General features: G+C 74.7%; 19 protein-coding genes. 12 read left to right on the top strand and 7 right to left on the bottom strand.

Annotated elements, in window-relative coordinates:
• Positions 1-111: 111 nt before the first annotated feature.
• The 6 genes from PUR56_RS15035 (at position 112) to PUR56_RS15010 (ending at position 4,650) form a co-directional block, all read left to right on the top strand.
• A complete protein-coding gene (locus tag PUR56_RS15035) occupies positions 112-384 on the top strand; it encodes a hypothetical protein (protein WP_329885245.1) in 273 nt (90 codons plus the stop codon).
• A gap of 232 nt (positions 385-616) precedes the next feature.
• Positions 617-1,459 carry a polysaccharide deacetylase family protein gene (locus tag PUR56_RS15030; protein ID WP_329885244.1) on the top strand — a complete coding sequence of 281 codons (843 nt, stop codon included), beginning with the start codon at positions 617-619 and terminating at the stop codon, positions 1,457-1,459.
• Positions 1,452-2,636, top strand: coding sequence for a glycosyltransferase family 4 protein (locus PUR56_RS15025; protein WP_329949279.1), 1,185 nt, complete (start codon positions 1,452-1,454; stop codon positions 2,634-2,636). Before PUR56_RS15030 ends, PUR56_RS15025 begins: the two co-directional genes overlap by 8 nt.
• Before the next feature lie 41 nt (positions 2,637-2,677).
• Positions 2,678-3,472, top strand: a complete 795-nt coding sequence (locus PUR56_RS15020) for a sugar transferase (RefSeq protein WP_329949278.1) — start codon at positions 2,678-2,680, stop codon at positions 3,470-3,472.
• Between the two features lie 26 nt (positions 3,473-3,498).
• Positions 3,499-4,131 carry a NeuD/PglB/VioB family sugar acetyltransferase gene (locus PUR56_RS15015; RefSeq protein WP_329949277.1) on the top strand — a complete coding sequence of 211 codons (633 nt, stop codon included), beginning with the start codon at positions 3,499-3,501 and terminating at the stop codon, positions 4,129-4,131.
• Positions 4,132-4,161: 30 nt separating this feature from the next.
• Positions 4,162-4,650 (top strand): NUDIX hydrolase, encoded by a 489-nt coding sequence (locus PUR56_RS15010; RefSeq protein ID WP_329885240.1) that lies wholly within the window; start codon positions 4,162-4,164, stop codon positions 4,648-4,650.
• A gap of 32 nt (positions 4,651-4,682) precedes the next feature.
• Here the strand turns inward: PUR56_RS15010 and PUR56_RS15005 are convergent, their stop codons facing one another.
• Positions 4,683-5,612, bottom strand: a complete 930-nt coding sequence (locus PUR56_RS15005) for an NAD-dependent epimerase/dehydratase family protein (protein ID WP_329949276.1) — start codon at positions 5,610-5,612, stop codon at positions 4,683-4,685.
• A gap of 256 nt (positions 5,613-5,868) precedes the next feature.
• Positions 5,869-6,408, bottom strand: a complete 540-nt coding sequence (locus PUR56_RS15000) for a PTS-dependent dihydroxyacetone kinase phosphotransferase subunit DhaM (RefSeq protein WP_329949275.1) — start codon at positions 6,406-6,408, stop codon at positions 5,869-5,871.
• A 263-nt stretch (positions 6,409-6,671) separates the two neighbouring features.
• On the opposite strand from PUR56_RS15000, the gene PUR56_RS14995 reads away from it, so the two are divergent.
• From PUR56_RS14995 to PUR56_RS14985, 3 genes are all read left to right on the top strand, one after another.
• Positions 6,672-6,899 carry a DUF397 domain-containing protein gene (locus PUR56_RS14995; protein ID WP_380363265.1) on the top strand — a complete coding sequence of 76 codons (228 nt, stop codon included), beginning with the start codon at positions 6,672-6,674 and terminating at the stop codon, positions 6,897-6,899.
• 777 nt (positions 6,900-7,676) lie between these two features.
• A complete protein-coding gene (locus PUR56_RS14990; protein WP_329885237.1) occupies positions 7,677-8,171 on the top strand; it encodes a hypothetical protein in 495 nt (164 codons plus the stop codon).
• A 374-nt stretch (positions 8,172-8,545) separates the two neighbouring features.
• Positions 8,546-9,772, top strand: a complete 1,227-nt coding sequence (locus PUR56_RS14985; protein WP_329949274.1) for an acyl-CoA dehydrogenase family protein — start codon at positions 8,546-8,548, stop codon at positions 9,770-9,772.
• Between the two features lie 18 nt (positions 9,773-9,790).
• On the opposite strand, the gene PUR56_RS14980 is transcribed toward PUR56_RS14985, so the two are convergent.
• Positions 9,791-11,017, bottom strand: coding sequence for an aminoglycoside phosphotransferase family protein (locus tag PUR56_RS14980; protein WP_329949273.1), 1,227 nt, complete (start codon positions 11,015-11,017; stop codon positions 9,791-9,793).
• Positions 11,018-11,492: 475 nt separating this feature from the next.
• Between PUR56_RS14980 and PUR56_RS14975 the strand changes: the two genes are divergently transcribed.
• Entirely contained in the window at positions 11,493-12,980 is a 1,488-nt protein-coding gene (locus tag PUR56_RS14975) for a DNA-binding protein NsdB (protein ID WP_329949272.1), read from the top strand.
• A 265-nt stretch (positions 12,981-13,245) separates the two neighbouring features.
• Here the strand turns inward: PUR56_RS14975 and PUR56_RS14970 are convergent, their stop codons facing one another.
• Positions 13,246-13,785 (bottom strand): hypothetical protein, encoded by a 540-nt coding sequence (locus tag PUR56_RS14970; RefSeq protein ID WP_329949271.1) that lies wholly within the window; start codon positions 13,783-13,785, stop codon positions 13,246-13,248.
• A 283-nt stretch (positions 13,786-14,068) separates the two neighbouring features.
• On the opposite strand from PUR56_RS14970, the gene PUR56_RS14965 reads away from it, so the two are divergent.
• The gene (locus tag PUR56_RS14965; protein WP_329949270.1) at positions 14,069-15,592 is read left to right on the top strand and encodes a HEAT repeat domain-containing protein; all 1,524 of its coding nucleotides are present in this window, start codon (positions 14,069-14,071) and stop codon (positions 15,590-15,592) included.
• Positions 15,593-15,732: 140 nt separating this feature from the next.
• Here the strand turns inward: PUR56_RS14965 and PUR56_RS14960 are convergent, their stop codons facing one another.
• On the bottom strand, positions 15,733-16,578 hold the full coding sequence (locus PUR56_RS14960; protein WP_380359109.1) for an undecaprenyl-diphosphate phosphatase: 846 nt from the start codon (positions 16,576-16,578) through the stop codon (positions 15,733-15,735).
• A gap of 294 nt (positions 16,579-16,872) precedes the next feature.
• Positions 16,873-17,568, bottom strand: coding sequence for a class I SAM-dependent methyltransferase (locus tag PUR56_RS14955; RefSeq protein WP_329949268.1), 696 nt, complete (start codon positions 17,566-17,568; stop codon positions 16,873-16,875).
• Between the two features lie 243 nt (positions 17,569-17,811).
• On the opposite strand from PUR56_RS14955, the gene PUR56_RS14950 reads away from it, so the two are divergent.
• On the top strand, positions 17,812-18,348 hold the full coding sequence (locus PUR56_RS14950) for a DUF4396 domain-containing protein (protein ID WP_329949267.1): 537 nt from the start codon (positions 17,812-17,814) through the stop codon (positions 18,346-18,348).
• 129 nt (positions 18,349-18,477) lie between these two features.
• On the opposite strand, the gene PUR56_RS14945 is transcribed toward PUR56_RS14950, so the two are convergent.
• Positions 18,478-19,011 (bottom strand): PadR family transcriptional regulator, encoded by a 534-nt coding sequence (locus PUR56_RS14945; RefSeq protein ID WP_329949266.1) that lies wholly within the window; start codon positions 19,009-19,011, stop codon positions 18,478-18,480.
• Positions 19,012-19,113: the final 102 nt, after the last annotated feature.

The following is a 19,113-nucleotide window of genomic DNA, read 5'->3' as shown; positions in this document are numbered from 1 at the left end:
CTGCCGGGTGGGGGGAGCCGGCCGGCCGGCGCGCGTGATCGTCGCGCAGCGTGTCCGGGAAATGACGTCCTGCGTGCTGCCTCCGCCGCCGCACCGGGGTACCTTGGGCTCATGGCAGACGCGGAACGTGATCACGTCCACCCGCACGGCGCGACCCGGATGGACCGGTTCTGGCACGGAGGCGCGCTGGTCACCCACCAGGTGCCGCTGGCCCTGGTCGGCCTGGCCTGTCTCGCGCTGGGCATCGTGGTGGCCGTCGCGGTTCCGGACAGTGACGGTCCGGCGTGGGCGATGGCGGTGGCGGGCTGCCTCGCGGCCGGCGTCCTGCTGCTCGGCCGGATCGGGTTCGCGCTCTTCCGCCACCGTCGCCGCGCGACCGTCTGATCTTCCCGGGAACGGGCCCGGACAAACCCGATCGCAGGGTGAACGCCCGATCGAGCCCAACCGGTCAGATCGGCCGGTTTCGGCCCATCTGTCAGCTCCTTCTCGCTTCTTTCACAATTCCAGGGCACCAGCCCCACAGTTCCCCCTACTGTGATTCTCGTCCGGGCCGCCGACCGGCCCGGGTGCGAGGCCATTTGCCGACGCCGGGGAGGGTGTCGCAGAGGGGGGAACGATGAGCGGCACCGCCGTGCCCGGAACGGCCCCGGCCACCGGGGGGATCCGGATCCAGGTGAAGCGCCAGCTGGCACGCCTGGTCGGAGCGAGCCCCGGCGAGGGGGCCACCGTCCTGATCTACCACCGCGTCGGCGGAGGCAGCCCGGACGAGCTGGACGTCACCACCGCGGAGTTCACGGCCCAGGCCGACCTGCTCGCCGAGCTGCCGCCCGGCCGGGTGGTGTCCCTGGACGAGGCGACCGACCGGATCGAGGCCGGGCGCCGCACCCCCGGCGCCGTCCTCACCTTCGACGACGGCTTCGCCGACGTGTACCAGAACGCCTGGCCGCTGCTGCGCGAGCGCCGCCTCCCGTTCACGATCTACCTGGCCAGCGGCCACGTCGGCGGCGAGATGCGCTGGGCGGGCTCGACGGCGAGGACCACCGGCGCCCCCGCCCTCAGCTGGGACCAGTTGCGCGAGATGACCGCCTCCGGACTCTGCACGGTCGCCAACCACACCCGCAGCCACGCCCGCCCCGAACTGCTCTCCACCGGCGAGCTCGACGCCTGCAACGACGACGTCGAGGAACACCTCGGCGTCCGCCCCCGGCACTACGCCTACACCTGGGGCGTGCCCGTCCCTCCCATGGAACCGGCCCTGCGGGCGCGGTTCCGGACCGCCGCGACCGGCGAGGTCGGCCGCAACGTACCCGGCGTCGACCCGGTCCGGCTGCGCCGGGTGCCCGTCCGTCGCACCGACCCCATCGACTTCTTCCGCGCCAAGCTCTACGGCCGGCTGATCCCCGAGCGCGCCTACGCCCGGATCGTCGCCACCGCGAAGGCGGTGGGCGCCCGTGCCTGAGGGCCTGCCCTTCCCGCGCCTGCGCGGCCCCGGTGGCCGCCCGCTGCGCGTCGCGCACCTCACCACCGTCGACATGAGCCTCCACCTCCTGCTCGCCACCGAGCTGAAGGTCGACCTGGAGGCCGGGTTCGCGACCTACGGGATCAGCGCGCCCGGCCCGTACGTCGCCGACCTGGAGGCGATCGGGGTGCGGCACGAGCCGCTGCACGCGCTCACCCGGGCCTGGCAGCCGCGCGCCGACGCCGCCGCCGCCCGCGAGCTGCTCGCCGTGCTGGACCGGATCCGCCCGGACGTGCTGCACACCCACAACCCGAAGACCGGTGTGCTCGGTCGCGTGCTGGGCCGGCTCGCCCGCGTCCCGGTGGTCGTCAACACCTGCCACGGGCTCTGGGCGCAGGCCCACGACCCGCTCGCCAAGCGGGCCTTCGTGCTCGGTGCCGAGTCCTTCGCGGCCCGTTTCTCGCACGCCGAGCTGTACCAGAACGGCGAGGACCGCCGTACGCTGGCCCGCGCCGTCCCGGCCCGCCGCTCGCGGGTGGTCGGCAACGGCGTCGACCTCACCCGGTTCGCCACCGACCCGGGTGACCGCGCCCGCATCCGGGGCCGACTGCGTGCCGAACTCGGGGTCGGACCGGACGAGTTGCTGGTCGGCGGGGTCGGTCGACGGGTCGCCGAGAAGGGCATCCGCGAGTACGCCGAGGCCGCCCGCGCGCTGGCCGGCAAGGCCCGGTTCGTCTGGATCGGACCGGACGACCCGGACAAGCCGGACGCCCTCGGCGCCGAGTCCGGGGTCGACTTCCCGGGCCCGCGCAGCGACATGCCCGCGGTCTACGCCGCCCTGGACGTCTTCGTGCTCCCCTCCTACCGGGAGGGGTTCTCCCGCTCCGCCATGGAGGCCGCCGCCGGCGGCCTGCCGATGGTGCTCAGCGACATCCGCGGCTGCCGCGAGATCGGCACCCACGACGAGCACCTGCTCCTCGCCCCGCCCGGGGACGCCCCGGCCCTCACCCACGCGCTGGACCGCCTCCTCACCGAGCCCGGCCTGCGCGACCGGCTCGGCGCCGCCGTCCGGCGCCGCGCCACGGAGCGCTTCGACCAGCGCGCCGTGGCAGCCGTCTCGCTGGAGACCTACGCGGCCGTCGCCCGCGCCAGGGGACTGCCCTGGACGGTCGGCTGAGCCGGCCCGCCCACCACACCGCATCAGGGGGAAGGACCGTCATGAAGCGAGGGGGGGACCTCGCGGTCACCGTCCTGGCCGGGATCGTCGCGATCCCGCTCGGCCTGGTGATCGCCCTGCTGATCCGCTGCACCACGGGCGGACCGGTGCTCTTCCGGCAGACCAGGACCGGGCTGCGCGGCGAGGAGTTCCAGATCCTCAAGTTCCGCACCATGCGGGACAGGCGGTTCCCCGAGGAGGAGGACGCGCCGCGGATCACCGGGCTCGGCGAGCTGCTCCGCAGGACCAGCCTGGACGAGCTGCCGCAGCTGTGGAACGTCGCACGCGGCGAGATGGGCGTGATCGGGCCCCGGCCCACGCTGCCCGAGCAGGTCGTCCACTACTCCCGCCGCCAGCGCGGCCGGCTCGACGTCCGCCCCGGCCTCACCGGCTGGGCGCAGGTCCAGGGCCGCAACTCGATCACCTGGCCCCAGCGGATCGAACTCGACCTCTGGTACGTGCAGCACCGATCGCTCCGGCTCGACGTGCGGATCCTCCTGCTCACCGTCAAGGTGCTGCTGCGCCCGGCCGGCATCACCGCGGCCGGCGGGGTCAACCCGGGGTTCCCGGCGCCCACCGAGCCTGCCGAGGCCGTCGCGCCCGCCGCGTCCGCGCCCGTCCCCGTCCCCACGCCCGCGTCCCTGCCCGCGTCCGCGCCGGTCCCCGTGCCCGCACCGCCCGCGCACCAGCCGTTCCCCGCCGGTATCGGCCTGCCCCGGCAGGCCACCGGCCCCCGGCAGGCGGTCGCCCAGCGACTGGCCCGGCCCGCCGTCACCGCCGTCGAGGAGGCGTCCTGACGCCGCGACCGGGCAGGACGGCCCGCATGCCTTCCGGCACCGCCCGGCCCGGGCTCTGGATCGCCGGCGCCGGGGGCGTCGGCCGCGAGGCGCTGGACACCGCGCTCGCGGCCGGCGTCCCGGTCGCGGGCTTCCTCGACGACCGCTCGCACGGCGCCACCGTCCGCGGACTGCCCGTCCGCCGGCCCGCCGACCTGGGACGCGGCGCGCCCTACCTGGTCGGCATCGCCGACCCGGCCGTCCGGCAGCGGCTCGCCGCCCTGCTCGACGGGCTGGGCGGCGAGCCGGTGACCCTGGTCCACCCCCGGGCGCTGGTCGCCCCCGAGACGGTACTCGGGCCGGGCTGCCTGGTGATGGGCGGCGCGTACGTCTCCAGCAGCGTCCGGCTCGGCGCGCACAGCCAGGTCCACTACAACGCCACCGTCGGCCACGACACCGTGTGCGGGGAGCGGGTGACGGTCTATCCGGGCGGGAACGTCTCGGGGTCGGTGCTGCTCGCCGACGCCGTCACCGTGGGCTCGAACGCCGTGGTGCTCCAGGGCCGCAGGGTCGGCACGGGCGCCTTCGTCGGCGCGGCGGCCGTGGTGACCAGGGACGTTCCCCCCGGCGAGGTGGTGGTCGGCTCCCCGGCCCGACCGCTGCGGAGAACCGCGCCCTGAGGCCGGGACGGCCCGGATAGGCTACCGGGCATGGCCATTCCCGAGTTCCTCGCCGACCTGCGCGCCGTGGTCGGCACCCGCATGCTCTGGCTCAGCGCCGTCGTCGCGGTCGTGCTGGACGACGACGGCCGGGTGCTGCTCGTCCAGCGTGCCGACGACGGGCGGTGGACGCCGCCCGGCGGCATCCTCGACCCGGGGGAGCAGCCCGCCGACGGCGCGGTCCGCGAGTGCCTGGAGGAGAGCGGCGTGGTCGCCGTCCCCGAGCGGTTGGTCTCGGTCACCGTCTCGCCCGAGGTCACCTACCCCAACGGCGACCTGACGCGGTACCTGGAACTCGTCTTCCACTGCCGGCCGGTGGACGGCGAGGCGCGGATCAACGACGACGAGACGCTCGCGGTCGGCTGGTTCGGGCTGGACGAGCTGCCTCCGATGGAGGAGAAGGAGCTCGGGTGGATCCGCCACTCCCTGGCGGACCGCGCGGCGGCGGTCTTCACCTGGCAGGGCACCGAGCGCGTCTGACGCGGCGGCGGACCCCGAGCGGCGGGCGGCGGCTACAGCGTGCGGAACCAGGCCGCCGTCCGCTCCAGACCCTCGCGCAGCGGCACCGGGCGGACGTCCGGGAAGAGCTCGCGCAGCCGTGCGTTGTCGGCCTGCGAGTCCCGGACGTCACCGGCCCGCGGCTCGGTGTGCGCGACCTCGACCGGGTGGCCGAGCACCGACTCCAGCTCGCCGACCAGCTCCAGCAGCGAGGTGCGGGTGCCGAACGCGAGGTTCACCGGATCGGCGTGCACCACCCGGCGGACGACCGCGTCGCTGATCACCTGGGCGACCGTGCCGACGTAGGTGAAGTCCCGGCTCTGCCCGCCGTCCCCGTGCACGGTCAGCGGGCGTCCGGCCAGTGCGGCGTCCAGGAACGCCGGCACCACGGCCGCGTAGGCGTGGCCGGCGGGCTGCAGCGGGCCGAACACGTTGAAGAACCGCAGCGGCAGCACGCCCAGCCCGTAGCAGTGGTGGTAGGCCGCGAGGTACGCCTCGGTGGCCAGCTTGCTGACCGCGTACGGGCTCATCGGCGCGGTCCGCATGGTCTCCCGCTTGGGCAGCTCGCGGTTGGCGCCGTAGACGGAGGAGGACGACGCGGCGGCCACGTACGGCCCGCCGGCCCGGCGGGCGGCCTCCAGGACCTCCAGGGTGCCGGTGGCGTTGGCGTGGTGGCTGGCCAGCGGGTCGGCCACCGAGCGCGGGACGGACGGCAGCGCGGCGAGGTGGACCACCGCGTCGGCGCCGGCGAGGGCCTCGTCCAGCAGCGCGCGGTCCAGGACGGTGCCCTCGAAGAGGACCGCCCCCGTCCCGGCGAGGTTGCCCTTGTGACCGGTGGAGAGGTCGTCCACGACCCGCACCTGGCTCACCTCCGGCCGGTCCAGCAGGGCCCGGACCAGGTTGGCCCCGATGAATCCGGCTCCGCCTGTGACGACCACGCGCATGGCTGAGGTTCCCCCCTCCGACCACCGGGCCCGCTCGGCCGGTTCTGCGCCGATGGTAGCCGGGCGGTCACCGGCTGTGGGGTGGAACCCCGAGAACGGCCGGAACCGGCGGAGCGCCGAGAACGGCCGGAACCGGCCGGGCCCGGGAACCGCCTGAACCGGTGGATCCGCCGGTGGAACCGCCGGCGGATCCACCCGGGGCCGCACCGCTCGGGGCCGCCCGGGGCTGCTCGGGACCGGCCGGTCGGGGCGGCGCTCAGCCCTTGTGCTGGCGGTAGGCCTCCTCGGCCGCGTCCAGCACGGCCGCGAGGTCGCCCCCGGCCGTGGCGGTGGCCACCGCGGCCACCGCGCCCTCCACGAACGGGGCCTCGGCGAACCGGACGGGGAACGGCAGCCCGTGCTCGTCCGCGTCGGAGAGCAGCGCGCGGACGGTCGCGACCGCGCTCCCGAGGTCGGCCAGGATCACCACGCCGTGCCCTTGGTCGACCCGGCGGGTGGCGGCGGCCACCAGCACCGCGCTGATGCCGGGACCGTCGACGAGGTCCCCGCCGGTCGCGGCGACCGGCGCGGGCGAGTCGGAGTCGGCGAGCGAGAGCGCCATGGCGCGGACGGCGGCGGCCAGCTCCTGGCTGTGCGAGACCAGGACGATGCCCACCCGGCCGTGTGCGGGCGGGCGGCCCGGGGCCGGCCGGGGCAGCGGCGTGCGGCCGGGCGGGGTGCGGGGCGCCGGAGGGTGGGCCGAGGGAGCCTCGGAGATGGGGATGACATCGGCGCGGGTGCCGTCCCGGCGGCTCATCGGCTGCTCCTGGGGGAGTGTGGCGGGGCGGGGGCGGTGGGGGCGTTCCACACTCTGGCAGCTCGCCCGCCGCCCGTCCGTGCGGGACACGCCCTAGCACAGCCGGGGCGGTGGCGGGCCCGCTGACAGGCTGTCGGCCCCGGCCGGGGGAGTCCCGGGCATCCCGCTGACCGGGGCGGCGACCGTGACTAGGCTGGGCCCGTCCAGGCCGTCGGGAGGAGAGACCAGTGGTGGCAGCCAACAGCGGGACCGAGGTGGATGCGGTGGAGCCCGTGGAGCTCGGCGTGAACGGGAAGCCGAAGGTGGACTTCGCGGGGGCCACCTGGCTGTGCAGCAGCCAGGGTGTCGGGGACGTCCAGATCGCCTTCGTGGACGGCTACATCGGGATGCGGGACGGCCGCCAGGAGGACGGCCCGGTCCTGGTGTTCACACCGGCCGAGTGGCGGGCCTTCGTGCTCGGTGCGCGGGACGGCGAGTTCGACCTCACCTGAGGTCCGGGCGGTTCCGGCCGGCGGCCGGACCGGTCCGTCGGACCGGGCGCCGCGACCGGGTGTCCGGCCCCTTCGGGGGAGGTTCGGAGCGCGTCCGGTGCCGGCCCGGACCCCCGGGTCGGCACCAAGGTCTCTGCTGGTCATCTTTCTGATCACATTTGAGCGCGCGCCGTCATAATTTCTGTTGACTGTTAGACAAACGCAGCTCAGAGTATGAGCACAGACAGACGCCGTGCCCACCGCCCCCACGCGGCCAGACACGGCGCCTGCTGTGTAACCCGACAGCGCTGCCGGGCTTCCTCCCAGTCATCCCCTGCGCACCGGGGTGCGTCGGCCGGTCCCGGCCCCGAAGGGCCGGCAGTCGCCGGGAGGTGTGGCGCCGGAACCGAGAGCTACTCGGAGACCGGTGCCTGTGCTCGGGACCCGCACGCCCCCACGCGGCGGCGTCCCGAGCAGGTCCACGGGAGCGACGGGCCGGGGCCCCGCGGACCTTGCTTGTGTGCATGGAACTGTTGGCTTGTGTGCTGTGCTGTGTGCGACGACGAAGCTGGGTGCTCGGCACTTCGGCACGACGGTGTGCACAGTGAGGGATACGCGTGTAGGGCCGCGTTGCGACATGCCGTCCCCCCGAAGGGTGAAACCCAGAACGGCTGTCGTGCTGAACCGAACGTAGCCCGGACGGTTGCTCAGAGTCAACATTGGTCTCTGAGCGTGGATCTCCGTCCGGCGCCCCACCCACCCCGTGAGCGTGGTGTGCTTGGCACGTACGATGTTCCCATGTCTTTTCTCCGCCGTCGCTCCGGCCAGCCCACCGGCCCGGACTTCGACGTGCTCGCCATGGATCCGGGCGACTGGCCCGGTGACTTCGGTGCGGCCATGATGACCGGTCCCGACGGCTCCTGCCAGGGGATTTTCCTGCGCTACGACCTGTTCGGCGGCAGAGGACCGGCGATGTTCATCGGCAATCTCCCCGAGGGATCGCCGGCCCGGGACACCGGGGACAGCGTGCCCTTCGAGGTCCGGCAGCTGCTCGCGGCCCTGGAGGACGAGGAACCGGTCGAGTTCGTCTCGGCGGAGGACTTCCCGGTCCTGCTCGGGGACGACCTGCTCATCGTGAAGAAGGTCAAGGTCAGCGAGGGCCGGGTGTTCTGCTCCCAGTTCGGCCGGAGCGACGGAGTGCAGGTCACCATCGCCTCCTGGGACCGACCGATTTCGGACGACCTCTACCAGTTGCTCAAGCCGCTGCCCGCGGACATGTTCCAGCAGGGCTGATCGGTCGCCGGAACCCTGCCCCGGAGGGCAGGGTTCCGCTTCCCGTTCGGTGCACCGCCGGGTGGCCCGTTCCGGCCCACGGGCGCTGCTTGACGGTTTCGATCACGGCTTCGTACAGTCGCGAACATGTCGTGCCGTCTTCCGCTGCTGACCCGCCGCAGCTATCTCGACCTGCGGCGTACCGCCAGCGCTGCGTGTCCGGGCTACTGAGGGGGATTCGTCCCCGAGGCGGCGGGCGGCCGGCCGAGCGGTCGGCGCCGATCCGGGGGCGGGCGTTCCGCTGACCTCCGGGGCCGCCCACCGGTACCGCGCGCCAGTCCGGCGTGCCGCCCGCAGATGCCGAGCCCACGCTGCCGCCCGGAGGCACCAGCACCATGACCACCACCGCTGCCGACCAGTCACCCGCCGCCCAGTCGCCTGTCGCGGCCGCGCTCGCCGGACTGCCCCGGGTCGTCGATCTGCTGGCCGCGCGGGCCGAGGAGCACGACCGCGACGCCACCTTCCCGTACCAGGGCATCGAGGCGGTGCACGAGGCCGGGCTGCTCACGCTGACCGTCGACCGGCGGTACGGCGGCCCCGGCGGCACGCTCGCCGACACCGTCCGGGTGCTGGCCCAACTCGGCCGGGGGGACGCCTCGGTGGCCGTGGTCACCGCGTTCACCCTGCTCCAGCACGCCGAACAGGCGCGAGTGGCGGGCTGGCCGACGGCCGGCTACCGGCGGCTTCTCAACGAGTCCCGACGCGGCCCGGCGCTGGTCAACACCCTGCGCGTGGAGCCCGGCGGCCGGACCGGGGCGCCGCCCGCCACGATCGCCCGGCGGGACGGTGACGGCTGGCTGCTCAGCGGCCGGAAGACCTACTGCACCGGCGCCGAGGCGCTGGCCTGGATGGCGGTGACCGCGCGGACCGACGAACCGGTGCCCCGGATCGGCACCTTCCTGGTCCGCGGCGAGAGCGAGGGCCTGGAGATCGACCCGACCTGGGACCAGCTCGGCCTGCGCGCCAGCGCGAGCCACGACGTGGTCCTGGAGGAGGTGCACGTCCCGGCGGAACTCGCGCTGGGCCTCACCCCGCCGAAGGGTGGAACCGTGAAGGGCGGGGCCGCCGCTCCCGGAGCCGCCGCCGAGGCCGTACCGGCCGCCGAACTCGGCCGCGCCTGGCACGATCTGGCGCTCTCCGCGGTGGCCGTCGGGGTCGCCCGCTCCGCCCAGGACTGGCTGGTCCGCTTCCTGCACCAGCGGACTCCGGCCAATCTGACCGAGCCGCTCGGCAGTCTGCCCCGGTACCGTTCCGCGCTGGGGGAGATCGAGGCCCAGTTGATCGGCGCGGAGGAACTCGTCCACGGGCTGGCCCCGCGGGTGGACCGGGCCGAACCGGACGCGGTCGCCCGTACCGGGCCGGCCCATCTGATGGCCTCCCGGGCCGCCATCTCGGCCGTCCAGCAGGCCGTTTCGCTCACCGGCAACCCGGGCCTGAGCCGGCGTCACCCGTTGGAGCGCTACCTGCGCGACGTGCTGAGCAGCCGGGTCCACCTGGCCCCGGACGAGGCCGTCCTGGAGGCCGCCGGCCGGGCGGCGCTGGAGCGCGGCGCCCGGCCCTGAGCAGGGGAACCGGCCCGCTCAGCGGGTGCCGACGGCCGCCCGGACCGCGCGGCGGGCCAGCGCGGCGTCGTCGTAGAGCCGCCGGATCATGATCCGCTGCTCCTCGCCGGCGCCCGGCACGTCGTAGAGCCGGATCTCCCGCATCAGCACGAGGACCAGGTTGACCAGGAACGCGTCCCGGGCCATCGTGCCGCCGCTCTGGGCGAGTTGGCTGATCTGGCGGCGGGCCGCGGTGTCCCCGGAGAGCACGCTCCACAGCACCGCCAGGTCGTACCCCGGCAGGTACCAGCCGGCCTGCTCCCAGTCGACCAGCACCGGACCGGAGGGCGCCAGCAGCATGTTGCTGAGCAGCGCGTCCCCGTGGCAGAGCTGGAGCGGGACGTGGCCGAGCCCGTGCAGGAGGCCGCGCAGGTCGCTGGCGTCCCGGTCGGTGAGCTGGCCCACCGAGTGGTACCGGGCGATCTCCAACTGGTAGTCCAGCCGTGGCTGGAACACGTCGGTCGGAGGCCGCCAGAGGTTGAGCGTCCGGACGGCGGTGAGCAGCGCCCGGACCTCGCCCGGGGTGGGCGCGTTGACCGGGTGGCGCTCGCGTGCGGCCGGACGGCCGGGAACGCGCTCCATGACGAGCACGCAGCGGTCGTGGTCGGCCGCCACCAGACGGGGCAGCCGCACCGGCGGTCGGTGCCGGACGAACGCCCGGTAGACCGCGACCTCGTGGTGGAAGTCGCTCACCAGCTGTTCGAAGTGCTCGCTCCGCACCGCCTGCGGGGCCAGGCACTTGGCCACCACCGGCGCGCGGCCGATGGTGCCCGCCACCAGGATGTGGCGGCTCCCCTCACGCAGCACCTGGCGAGGGGTGAACGCGGGGCATATCCGGGCGACACCGGCGAGCGCGGCCCGTACGGCGGGGGTCTGCAGCGCCGCGGGGTCGATCCGTTCCTGGACGCCGGACTGGCCGGGGCGGAGCGGCGGGCGCAGCATCCGGCCGTCGCCGGGGCGGGCGGCGGGGATCCGCGCGCCGGGCGCCCGGGTGCCGACGGGGAGGGCGGAATCCGGCGCCCGCAGGCCCAGCGCGGTCCGGGCGGCCTGGCCCCGCGGGTCCGCGGACCGGCCGTCGGCGCCGCGGGGGGCGGCGGGCCGGGTCGGCGGCACCTGCTTCGGTCCGGGACGGCCGGTGGCTGCGGTGGGGGGGCGCAGCGCCGCGCGGGTCGCGGTCGGCGTCGGGGAGGTCGCTGAGGAGTACATGGGGTGAGGGAGGTTCCTTCCTGTCCGTCTGCGGGTGAGCCCCGCCGGTGCGGGGAGGGCCGGTGCCGCGTGCTTCCTGGCGTGACGGCGGCCCTTGCTCGGTCCGGTGGGTGGTGCGCGGGCTCCGGGCACGGACGCCGGGGTCGGAACCCCGTGCTGCGGCGGTGGACCGGCCGTCCGCACCCTGGGGAATGCGGTCGGCCGGTACTGCCGTGGCCGTGCCCGGCGCCCCCGCGCCACCCGGCCGCGCCACCCCCTCGGGTGAGAACCGGGGACGTTCCGCGACCCGAAGGGGGGAACCCCTCCAGGGCCTGGAACACCGCCCGACCCGGGGGTCGGGGTGGCGCACCTCTACATCACACCCGAATGCCGGTGGTTGGTAATGTGGCGGGCCCTGGCGAAGCCTGGCGAATGCTCGCCTGGCACATGACGGAGCCTCTAGCCTCGAACCAGCCGAGGAACCTGGGGGCTTCACGTGAGCAGGGGACCCAACACCCGACTCGCCGATCTGTTCGTCCTGACCGGATGGTCGAAGGGCGAGCTCGCGCGGCTGGTCAATCGGCGCGGTGCCGCGATGGGACAGCAGCAGCTGTCCACCGACACCTCGCGGGTCCGGCGCTGGATCGAGCAGGGCGAGGTCCCGCGCGACCCGGTGCCGAGGGTGCTGGCAGCTGTGTTCACGGAGCGGCTCGGCCGTGTCGTCACCACTGAGGACCTCGGTCTGGAACGACACCGGCCCACCAGGAACGGAGCGGCGCAGTCCGCCATCTCGTCGTTATGGGAGCCGGATCGAACGGCCGCGGTCCTCACCGAGTTCACGGGAATGGACCTCATGCTGAACCGACGTGGATTGGTGGGCGCGGGTGCTGCGCTCACGGCCGGGGCGGTCGTCGCCGACTCCCTGAAGGGCTGGCTGGGCGGGGACGCGGTCGCGTACGCGGCCTCGGCGCCCGGCCCGAGACCGGTGGTCGCCCAGGGCGGCGCCCGCCCGGTGGTGGACCTGTACGACGCGGGCCCGGTGGGGCCCGGCGAGGTGGAGGCGCTGGAGCGCTCGGTCCAGGTGTTCCGGGCCTGGGACGCGGCCCGGGGCGGCGGCCTGCAGCGGAAGGCGGTGGTCGGCCAGCTCAACGAGGTGGGCGGCCTGCTGACGCACCGCCACGGCGCCGCCGTGGAGCAGCGGTTGTGGCTGGTCGCGGCCAACCTCGCGGTGCTGGCCGGCTGGATGTCGCACGACGTCGGCCTGGAGCCGACCGCGCAGAAGTACTTCCTGCTCGCCGCCGAGGCGGCGAAGGAGGCGGGCGACCGGCCGCGCGCGGGGGAGGCGATCTCCCGGGCGGCCCGGCAGATGGTCCACCTCGGGCGGGCCGACGACGCGATCGACCTGATGGCGGCGGCCAAGTCGGGCGGCGGTGGCCGGATGCTGCCCAGGACCCGGGCGATGCTGAACACCGTGGAGGCCTGGGCGCACGCCTCGATCGGGCACGCGCAGGCGACCCGGCGGCTCCTCGGGGAGGCCGAGGACCTCTTCGCCGAGGAGGTCACCGGTCCGCCGCCGTCCTGGATGCAGGTCTTCGACGAGGCGGAGCTGCGCGGGATGCAGGCGCTGGTGCTGCGGACGCTCGCCGAGCACGACGCGTCGGCCGCGGCGGACGCGCGCCGGCACGCCGAGCGGGTGATCGCGCTGCGCGAGGGTACGGGGCAGCTGCGTTCGGCGCTGTTCGACCGCATCACGCTGGCCTCGGTGCACTGGATCACGGGGGAGCCGGACGCGGCGGACTTCCAGGTGAAGATGGTGATGAACCTGATCGGCCAGAACTCCTCGCACCGGACCTGGGACCGGTTGCGGGAGATGTACCGGCTGACCGCGCGCTACCGGGGGGTCCCGGCGGTGGACGAGCTCAGGGCCGAGCTGGGGCGGGAGCTGCGGTCGGCGGACGCGACGAACCGGCCGCGGCCCGCCTGAGAGCCACGCCGTCCGAGAGCCGGCTGCTTCAGGGCCGACCCGGTTCGGAGCCGGGCCGGATCGGCTGAGGGGCCCGCTGCCCCGACGGTCGCGCGGTCCGAGGGGCGAGTTGTCCCGACGGTCGCGCTGTCCGAGGGGCGAGTTGTCCCGACGGTCGCGCTGTCCGATGATCGGTCCGCCGGTGGGTCGCCGTGTCGGGTGCCTGCCCGCCGGCCGCCGTCTGCCGGGCGGGGGAGCGGACCGGAGCTTGCCCGACAGGCAAGCTCTAGGAGGAGTGCGCCCGGCGGAGCAGCATGCGCAGGGCGGTCACGGTGCCGTCGGTGCCGACCACGGGCTCGCCGGTGTACTCGACCGTGTCGTGCCCGCCGCCGGGGCGGCGGACCTGGAGGGTGCCGAAGGCGTGCCGTCCGTGGACCAGGGCGTCGGTCATCATCCGGCGCAGCTGGGGGCGGTCGGCCTCGTCCAGCCGGTCGGGCAGGCGGTCCAGGCTGAGCGGGCCGCGGCCCGGGTCGCAGCCGAGCAGCCGGTAGGCGTCGGCGGACCACCGGGCGTCGTCGGTGAGCAGGTCCCACTCGGCCGAGCCGACGGTGGCGGAGTCGGGCGGCGCCTGCGTGGTGCCGTCCACTCTCTCGCCCGCCGGGCCGTCGCCGCCCGGCTGGCCGTCCCCGTGCGCCGGGCCGTCCCCGCCGGGCGGGCCGCCGGCCGCAGTCCTCGCGCCGAGCGCTCCGGTCGCGGCCGTCACGGCGGCCGGCGTGGTGGCACCGGCGGCGCGGGGTGGGCGGGTGACGGTATTCGGCATGATCATGGCAAGTCCAATGGTCCCGAGGTGATGGGCGGGCCGGCCGGATGGTGAAGTCGACTGTCGCACAGCGGCATCACCCTCGTGGGCGATTTGGACAGAACGCAGGCAAATTTCCCCCGGCATATGCCAGTGCGCACAAAGGGTCGGTCGCCCTGTGTGCGGCGGGGTGCCCGAGGCGGTAACCTTCGGTGATTCCGGCGCCCGGGCGCCCACCGCAGTACCCACCAGAGACCCCGGCGACGGAAATCCCGTTGCCACTACGACCGCCGCAACGGATGCTGACCTCATGTTCGAGCCAGTGATAGCACCTAGTGCCAGCCTCCTCGGCCTCCTTCAGCGAGGTCGCGGTGACGGGCAGCTCCATGCGCTGGCCGCCGACCGCACCGAGGCCATCGCCGCGTTGGAGGAGTGCGTCACCAGGGATCCGAGAGCCGACTGGCAGGTCGAGAACCGCTCCCTCTACTACGCGCGCCTCTACATGGAACTGGAGGCGCCGCTCGACGGCATCGAGGACCACCTGCACTCACCGGAGGACCTCCTCGACGAGGACGAGTCCCGGACCGGCCTCGCGCTCTCCGTCCTGGGCCACCTCGCCGCGTACGGCCGGCGCGACGCGCTGCTGATGCTCCGCGAGTACGCCGCCACCGGCACCAACTGGGCCTGGGCCCTCGACGAGCTCGCGCTGCGCGACGACGACCGCGGCCTGCTGCTGCTCGGCACCGCCGTACTGGACCGCTTCGCGCCGGGCCCCGAGGGCGACGCCGAACTGCGGGAGACCATCCGGTCCGCCTACGAGCCCCGGCCCTGGCGGCTCTGGGCGGCGTACCACCCGCGGGTCGCGGCGGCCGGCGAGCAGTCCCCCTTCGACCTCTGGCAGCGCCAGCTGAACCGCAGCGGCGTCACCCCGGGCTGGTCCACCGCCGACGTGCTCGCCTGGGCCGACCAGGGCGAACTCGGCAGCCTGCGCGCCACCGCCTTCGCCGGCCGGCCGGACCGTACCGAGCCGGCCTACGACCTGCGGGACGGCCGTGACGCCACCGGCCCCGACGCCGTGGACCGCCGGGCCGCCGCCGCCGCCCGCTGCCTGACCGCCGTGGTCCGGCCCGAGGACCGCCCCGCCGTGCTGGAGGCCGCCCGCTCCGGACTGCCCGGCGCGCGCCGGGCCGCCCTGCGGCACCTGGTGGACCAGCGGGACCCGGCCGCGGCCGACCTGATCGAGGCGGCCGCCTCCGACGTGGACGACCGGCTGGTCCGGTTCGCCCTGGAGCTGATCGGCCGGATGCGCGGCCCGGAGGCGCTGGTGCACGCCCGCCGCTGGGCCGACCCGGCGACCGGCGGCGCCGACAGCGCCCTCGGCGAGGCCGCCGTCCAGCTGCTGGCCGACGCGGGCGAGCCCGCCGACGGCCCGCTGGTGGTGGCCGGGCTGCGCCGGTGGATCTCGGTCCGCGGAGTGGCCGGCGCCGGTGCCGGGCTCGGGACGCTGGTCGACGGTGCGGGGCGGCTGACCGTCGCCGCCGCCGTCCCGGTCCTGCGCCACATCTACGGGGAGTCCGCCTCCTCCGACCTGCGCGGCCGCGCCGCCCGGGCGCTCGCCGTGACCGACGTGCACTTCCCCGAGGGGCCGGCCGTCGAGTGCCTCTGGGACTGCGAGGAGTCCACCCGGGAGCTCGCCGCGAGGCACGTCGCCACCACCGGCGACGCCCGCGTGCTGGAGCGCCTGCGCCGTCTCGCCGCCGATCCGGCCGAGGAGGCCGAGGTCCATGCCGCCGTCCGGGGCAGGCTGACGGCCGCCCGGGAGCGGAGCCGGTAGGCGTCGGTGACGACGAGTTCGTCACGACCGGTTCGTCATGACGGAGCGGGCCGGTCCACCTGGTGAGGTGGACCGGCCCGCTCTGTCGTTCGTCGGTGGAACGCGGTTCTACCTGCGGCCGCGACCCTGCCGGTGGGAGGTCACTTGGCCACCACGCCGGCGTCGGGCGTCAGGGTACCGACGGACACCAGGACGATGATCAGGATCCCGAGCGCGATGCGGTAGACCACGAACGGCATGAAGCTGTTGTTCGAGATGTACTTCAGGAACCAGGAGATCGCCGCGTAGCCGACCACGAAGGCGATCGCGGTGGCCAGGATGGTCGGTCCCCAGGCCGGGGCCGGACCCTCGCCGATCTTGAACAGCTCCAGCACGCCGGAGGCCAGCACGGCCGGGATCGCCAGCAGGAACGAGTAGCGCGCCGCCGCCTCGCGGCTGTAGCCGAGCAGCAGACCGGCGCTGATCGTGCCGCCGGAGCGGGACACGCCGGGGATGAGCGCGAGCGCCTGGGCCAGGCCGTAGCCGGCCGCGTGCGGGAGGGTCAGGTCGGTGATCGGCTTGGCGTGCCGGACGGCCCTGGTCCGGTCGGCGATCGCCAGGACGATGCCGAAGACGATCAGCGTGGTGCCGATGATCCGCAGGTCGCGCAGGTCCTTCTCGATGGTGTCCTGGAAGAGCTTGCCCAGGATGCCGATCGGCAGGGTGCCCATGATCACGAACCAGCCCATCCGGGCGTCCTGGTGCGAGCGGAGCGCCGGCCGGAACAGCGATAGCGTCCAGGTCTTCACGATCGAGGCGATGTCGCGGCGGAAGTAGATCAGCACCGCGGTCTCGGTGCCGAGCTGCGTCACGGCGGTGAACGCAGCTCCCGGGTCCTGCCAGCCCAGCAGGGCGGGGAAGACCCGGAGGTGGGCGCTGGACGAGATCGGCAGGAACTCGGTGAGCCCCTGGATCAGGCCGAGGACGGCCCCGTGGAACCATTCGATCACCGGACACCCGCCAGGGGTATCCGTCGCTCGATGCGCATTCAGCGGTCCTTGTTGGTCGGTGCGGGAACGGGCCCCTGCGGTGTGCGGCCGGCGCATGCGAGTGGCACGGTCCGATGGCAGGCGAATCACCGGTCCCGCCCGGCGCTCGGGCCGCGCGCGGGCCCGGCGTGCGCCTGATGCTACGCCGTTCAGGTGACGGGCCGACGCTCGCCCCCGCCGCTGCGTGCAGCGCCCCGGCCGACCTCCGCCCGGGTCGACCTCCGCCGGGCGCCGCACGCGGCGGGCGGGCGTTCAGCCGGCGACAGGACGGGCCCGAACCCAGATCCGGTCCTCGGTGAGGTAGGACTCGACGGCCAGCCCGGCCTCGGCGAGGGCCCCCTCGAACTGCGCCGTGTCGAGCGGCCGGGAGAGGAAGGTCTGGGTCCACCGCGCGTCCGGGAACTCGTACTCGACGTGGACGGAGGCGACGCCGTCCCCGACCGGGGTGGCCGAGGCCACCCGCACCAGCCCGTCCGGGGGGAGCGGCCGCTCGCGGGGCACGTCGCGCTGCCAGTCCTCGCCCTCGCGCTGGAGCAGCACGCAGCCGTCCGCCGCGACGTGCCGCCGGCAGGTGTCCAGCAGTCCGCGGCGGACCGCCGGGTCGCCGGCGTGCACCAGGAACGACGCGAGCAGGACGACGTCGAACCGCTCGTCGAGGTCCAGCAGCTCGATCGTGCTGCGGACGGTCCGCGCTCCGTGCACCCGCGCCAGCATCTCGGCCGACTCGTCCACCGCCGTCACCCGGAACCCGAGGTCCAGCAGCGGATGCGTCATCCTGCCCGCGCCGCAGCCGAGTTCGAGGATGCTCGCGCCGGCCGGAACGGCGCGCCCGATCACCTCCGGCTCGCCGTTGGGCAGCAGTCGCCCGTACATCTCGACCGCGCAGCCGTCCGGCGTGATCGCCCCCGGGCCGGTCCCGTCGTATCCCGTGCGTCGTTCGTCAGCCATGCGATCCATCCGAACACGATCGGGCGGGGGCGGGAAGAGGGTGGGTCGATCCATGGTTGTCGTATACCCCTAGGGGGTATACATTCATCGGCGGAACCGGGAAGCGCAGAGCGACCGAGCACAGCGGAGGACGACATGACAGACCCCGCCCGACACGAGCATCCGCAGCACGTGGACCACGGGCACCACGGGCACCGCGACGGCCACCGGGTCGGCGAAGGCAGCCCGGGTCACACTGGAGAGATGGACCACTCGGCACCCGCCGGGCACACGGGTCACGCGGGGCACGCGGGGCACGCGGGGCACGCGGGGCACGCGGGTCACGCGCACGGCGCCGGTGGCGCGAGCTGGCGGACCGCCGCCCGGGCCACCCTGCACTGCCTCACCGGTTGTGCGATCGGCGAGGTCCTCGGCATGGTGATCGGCACCGCGCTCGGCCTGCACAACGGCGCGACCGTGGCGCTCTCGGTCGCGCTGGCCTTCGTCTTCGGCTACGCGCTCACCATGCGCGGCGTGCTCGGGGCGGGCCTCGACCCCCGCGCCGCGGTGAAGGTCGCGCTGGCCGCCGACACCGTGTCGATCCTCGTCATGGAGCTGATCGACAACACCGTGATGATGACCGTCCCGGGTGCGATGGACGCGGGCCTCGGCGACGTCCTGTTCTGGCTCGCACTGGCCGGCGCGCTGCTCCTCGCCTTCGTGCTGACCGTCCCGGTCAACAAGTGGATGATCGGCCGGGGCCGTGGCCATGCGGTGGTCCACGCCCATCACGGGCACTGACGTGCGCTGACGGCGCCGCCCGGTCGGACGGCTGCGGCCCGCACCTCCTCCCGGGAGCAGGTGCGGGCCGCGGCCGTTCCGCGCGGTCGGCGGTCGGCGGTCGGCGGTCGGCGGTCGGCGCCGGGTCGGTCAGTGGGCCCGGTCGAGCTCCGCGAGGGTGGCGTGCAGCCAGTCCAGTTCGGCCGCGGTGGTGGCGCGGGCGATCAGCAGCATCCCTCGGCGGAACGGGTCGTCGACCTCCTCGGCGCCGACCGGGCGGGTGCCGTCGTAGAAGAAGCTGGCCGGCTCGCCGAGGAAGGCCAGGCGGCGGCGGAGCACCGCGGCCTGCGCCGCCGGTTCGGCGTCGAGGTGGCGCAGGAACGCCAGGGTGGCGAACCAGCGGTTCTCGTCGCTGATGTCCAGCTCCTCCGGGGTGCGGAGCCGGTCGAGCAGGGCGGCCCGCCCGGCGTCGGTCAGCCGGAGCGTGTGCCGCGGGGCGGCCGCCGCGCCGGGCTCCGCGGTGCGTACGAGCAGGCCGTCGGCCTCCAGTCGCTTGATCGCCGGATAGAGCGTGCCGTCGCTGATCGGCCGCACGTGCCCGGTGAGGGCCGCCAGGTGCCGGCGCAGTTCGTAACCGTGCAGCGGCCGGTCGTGGAGGAACCCCAGGATCGCGAGTTTGAGCATGGGGCCACTCTCTCAGACACGGGTGCAGATATATCGGTGTCGCTATACCTCGACTCCGAGGTATGGTCTGTCTCGTCACGCCACAGAACCGAGCGAGGAGCA

The sequence above is a fragment of the Streptomyces sp. BE303 genome, from assembly GCF_036290945.1.
GTDB lineage: Bacteria > Actinomycetota > Actinomycetes > Streptomycetales > Streptomycetaceae > Kitasatospora.
The sequence above is the reverse complement of the archived record's forward strand: the minus strand, read 5'-3'. Positions and strand labels throughout refer to the sequence as shown.